The organism is Aminobacter sp. P4_H6_2 (assembly GCF_056400805.1).
The window spans coordinates 1-4225 of sequence record NZ_JBFUKO010000480.1 but is presented as its reverse complement, the minus strand read 5'-3'; the positions used below and the strand labels follow the sequence as shown (position 1 = coordinate 4225).

The following is a 4225-nucleotide window of genomic DNA, read 5'->3' as shown; positions in this document are numbered from 1 at the left end:
ATCTTCAACCAGATCGATCGTATGGGCGTCGGCGCCATTCCTGTGGTCGTTCTGATGTCGGCCATCGTCGGCGGCATCGTCGCCCAGCAAGGCGCCTACCAGCTCAGCTATTTCGGCGCGGACATCTTTGTCGTCGACCTCGTTGGTGTTCTGGTGCTGCGCGAACTCGGCGTGTTGATGACGGCGATCATGATCGCTGGCCGCTCGGGCAGCGCAATCACTGCCGAGATAGGCTCGATGAAGATGCGCGAAGAAGTCGACGCGCTGACCGTGATCGGCCTCAACCCGATCGGCGTGCTCGTTTTTCCACGGCTGGTGGCCCTGGTCATTGCATTGCCATGCCTCACCATCATTGCAAATTTCGCGGCACTCGGCGGCGGCATGCTGGCAGCCTGGCTCTATTCCGACATCCCGCCCGCGGCCTTCATCGACCGCCTGCGGCTGGCAATCGACCTCAGCACCATCTCCGCCGGTCTGATCAAGGCGCCGTTCATGGCGCTGATCATCGGTACCATCGCCTCGGTCGAGGGCATGAAGGTTGGCGGTAGCGCGGAATCGCTTGGCCGTCATGTCACTGCATCGGTGGTCAAGTCCATCTTCGTCGTCATCATTCTCGATGGCCTGTTTGCCATGTTCTACGCAGCGATCAGTTTCTGACATGGCAAGCCGCGCAAAGACCGTTCAGGTGGAAAGCCAAATCCAGGACGCCCCGGGCGAGGTGCTGCTTTCTGTGCGTGACCTGACGGTCGCCTTCGAGGACAAAGTCATCCTCGACAAGCTCGATCTCGATATCAAACGTGGCGAAATCCTCGGCTTCGTAGGTGCTTCAGGTTCCGGCAAGTCCGTGCTGTTGCGTACGATCCTTGGTCTGGTCCGCAAAAGGTCCGGCACGATCAAGCTGTTCGGGGTCGATCTTGAGACGGCAAGCGAAGAAGAGCGGCTCAGGATCGACATGCGCCTCGGCATGTTGTTCCAGCACGGGGCGCTGTTTTCGGCGCTGACCGTGTTGGAAAACATTCAGGTACCGATGCGCGAATATCTCGATCTGCCGAGGAAGCTGATGGACGAACTCGCCATGCTCAAGGTCGAGTTGGTGGGGCTGCCGCCGGATGCGGCATGCAAGTTTCCCTCCGAACTTTCCGGCGGCATGATCAAGCGCGCCGCCCTGGCGCGCGCGCTGGCTCTCGATCCCGACATCGTCTTCCTCGACGAGCCGACGTCTGGTCTCGATCCGATCGGCGCGGCCGAGTTCGATGAGTTGGTCGGCAAGATGCGCGACACGATGGGGCTGACCGTCTACATGGTCACGCACGACCTCGACAGCCTGTTTTCGGTCTGCGACCGGGTTGCCGTGCTCGGCAACAAGAAGGTTCTGATCGAAGGCACGATCAACGACATGCTCAAGAGCGAAGAACCGTGGGTAAGATCCTATTTCCGCGGAAAGCGGGCGCGGCAGCTTGATCTTGTGGCCAGGGCATAGAATGGAATGATGTGATGGAGACCAGGGCCAACTACGTCATCGTCGGCATCTTCACGCTGTTTTCGATCCTGGCCGCCTTTGCTTTCGTCTACTGGACGGCGGCAATCGGCGATCGCGGCGAAACGGTGACGTTGCGCGTGCGCATTCCTGGCTCCGCGTCGGGATTGGCCAGGGGCAGCTTCGTGCTGTTCAACGGCGTCAAGGTCGGCGATGTCCGCCGCGTCTATCTCGACGTCACCAACCCCCAGGTGGCCATTGCCGACACCGAGATCGACAAGATGACGCCGATCACCCAGTCGACCCAGGCCGATATCGGCCTTGCCGGCCTGACGGGCCAGGCCAACATCGAGCTCAAGGGCGCCAATATCAAGGAACCGAATCTGCTCGACCAGGCCGAAGCGGAAGGCAAGATCGCCGAGATCGTCGCCAATCCGTCCGCCGTCACCAACCTGCTGCAGACAGCCCAGGACATCTTCAAGCGCGCCGATACCGTCCTGACCAATCTCGAAGGCTTCACCAACGACGTCCGTGGCCCGCTGACCGAAACCGTCAACAATGCGCAGAAATTCTCCGAGTCGCTGGCGCGCAATGCCGATGGCGTCGACAAGTTCCTGGCGAGCGTGAGCGCGCTGTCCGAGGAGCTGTCAGGTGTTTCTGGCAAGCTCGACGGCACGATCACCGCTGCCGAAGGGCTGCTCAAATCCGTCGACCCGGAGAAGGTGAAAAACATCGTTGCCAGTGTCGACACCTTCACCAGGAACCTCAGCGCGCAAAGCGACCAACTCGATGGCATCGTCAAGGGCGTCAACACTGCTGTCGCTTCGATCAACGATTTCGCCCAGAACACCCAGCAGACGCTGACCAAGGTCAACGGCGTGCTTGAAGGCGTCGACGCCGCAAGCGTGCGTGCATCGCTCGACAACATCCGACAGGCCAGTGAAAACGCCAACAAGGTCGCCGCCGACGTGGCCAAGGTCACCGGCAAGTTCGGCAACCGCGCCGAAGACATCGACCAGATGATCTCGGACGCCAAGCAACTGACTTCGCGCCTGAACCAAGCTTCGGTGCGCGTCGACGGCGTGCTCGCAAAGGTCGACACGCTGCTCGGCTCGGGCGAGGCGAATGGTGTGATGTCCGATGCCAGCGCGACTTTGAAATCGTTCAAGCAGGTTGCCGACACGCTGAATTCACGGCTCTCAACGATCATGGACGGGCTTTCGCGCTTCTCGGGTCAGGGACTACGCGATGTCGAGTCGCTGGTGCAGGACAGCCGCCGTTCGATCAGCCGTATCGAACAGGCGGTCTCTGATCTGGAGCGCAATCCCCAACGCATCATCACAGGCGGCGAAGGCAGCGTGCGCGAGTTTGACGGACGGGTGCGTCGTTGACATCGCCGGCATGCCACAGCATGAAAGTGCCTGAGGGTGGTTCGCGCAAAGCGCGGTTTGAGTCTTGTTCGGGGACAGCACGTGAAGGCTGCTAGATCAACATTGCTGCTCACCGCAGCCGCGCTTGCGCTGTCTGGCTGCACCTCGTTGTTCGTTGCAACGCCGCCGCCGCTCGACACCTACGAACTTACCGCGCCTGCTGTGACTGGGCGCGGCGGCTCGAGCCATCGCCAGATCCTTATCGCCGAGCCCTCCGCGCTCAAGTCGCTCGATGGTCAGAGCATCGTCATCACGCCTTCGCCAGGTTCCATCCAGTTCCTCAAGGGCGCGCAGTGGTCGGATCGGCTGCCGCGCATCGTGCAGGCGCGTCTCGCGGAGACATTCCAGCGCGCCGGCGGCTTCATCGGCGTAGGCAAGCCCGGCGAGGGCCTTGCGATCGACTATCAGGTGATCGCCGAGTTGCGCAGCTTTGAGATCAAGGTCGATGGCGGCGAACGCGCCGAAGTCGAACTGTTCGTCAGGCTCCTCAACGATCGCAACGGCCAGGTGCGCGCCTCGCGTGTCTTCACCACCAGTGCGCCGGTCTCAGGTGCCGGCAACGATGCCTACGTGGCTGCCCTCGACCGTGCCTTCGGCCAGGCTGCTTCCGAAATCGTCAAGTGGACTGAAGGGCTGATATAAGAAGGCAGTGGGGGAATAGGGCAATAGGGCAGTAGACGCCTCAAGCCGCTCCCCTAAGCCAATCCCTGTTTAGTCGCACTCCTGTTCTTGGCGTTTGCCTGGAATACGCGCAGTCGCGCGCGTCGCGAGATGCCCCGCTACTCCGAAGTATGAAACGCAGATAGCAAAAGGGCAGTAGGTACCGAACCTACTGCCCTACTGCCTCAATGCCGTATTGCCCTGCAGCCGCCTTACTTAAGACGACCCGCCGCATGTGCCAGCATGGTGTAGACCTTGCCCGTATCCGAGGTCAGGTAGGTCTTGGTCATGATGTTGTCGCGGTCGTTGCGCGAAACGTCCTTGAGTAGCTTCTCGAAATCGTCGCAATAGCGGTCGACGGCAGTGCGGAACTCGCCATCGGACTGATATTTGCGGCGGATTTCGTCGAAGGTCTGCTGGCCCTTCAGCGTGTAGAGGCGGCGGGTGAAGACATCGCGCTCGCCGCGACGGTAGCGATCCCAAAGCTCGATCGAGGCGTCATGATCGATGGCGCGGGCGATATCGACCGACAGCGAGTTGAGCGACTCGACCACATGCATGGGTGAACGCTGTGCCGGCACGGCGACCGGTTGGCCTGCTGGACGCCCCGACTGTTCCTCACGCGATGCACCGGTCAACAGGTCGCGGACCCATCCAC

At 61.2% G+C, this 4225-nt stretch carries 5 protein-coding genes; 4 read left to right on the top strand and 1 reads right to left on the bottom strand.

Features of this window, described 5'->3' with window-relative positions:
* The 4 genes from AC1DUU_RS24760 to AC1DUU_RS24745 all read left to right on the top strand — a co-directional run.
* Positions 1-657, top strand: a 657-nt coding sequence (locus tag AC1DUU_RS24760) for an MlaE family ABC transporter permease (protein ID WP_476786024.1), incomplete at its 5' end; no start/stop codon positions are given.
* Position 658: 1 nt separating this feature from the next.
* Positions 659-1480 (top strand): ABC transporter ATP-binding protein, encoded by an 822-nt coding sequence (locus AC1DUU_RS24755; protein WP_476786023.1) that lies wholly within the window; start codon positions 659-661, stop codon positions 1478-1480.
* Positions 1481-1494: 14 nt separating this feature from the next.
* Positions 1495-2868, top strand: a complete 1374-nt coding sequence (locus AC1DUU_RS24750; RefSeq protein WP_476786022.1) for an MlaD family protein — start codon at positions 1495-1497, stop codon at positions 2866-2868.
* A gap of 81 nt (positions 2869-2949) precedes the next feature.
* Positions 2950-3549 carry an ABC-type transport auxiliary lipoprotein family protein gene (locus AC1DUU_RS24745; RefSeq protein WP_476786021.1) on the top strand — a complete coding sequence of 200 codons (600 nt, stop codon included), beginning with the start codon at positions 2950-2952 and terminating at the stop codon, positions 3547-3549.
* A gap of 230 nt (positions 3550-3779) precedes the next feature.
* Here AC1DUU_RS24745 and AC1DUU_RS24740 read toward each other — a convergent pair.
* Positions 3780-4225: hypothetical protein (locus AC1DUU_RS24740; protein ID WP_476786020.1), on the bottom strand; the 446-nt coding region annotated here is incomplete at its 5' end.

Bases quoted from the DNA above. Each gene is read 5' to 3' on its own strand.
- AC1DUU_RS24755 (WP_476786023.1), top strand. From the start codon at position 659: ATGGCAAGCCGCGCAAAGACCGTTCAGGTGGAAAGCCAAATCCAGGAC.
- AC1DUU_RS24750 (WP_476786022.1), top strand. From the start codon at position 1,495: ATGGAGACCAGGGCCAACTACGTCATCGTCGGCATCTTCACGCTGTTT.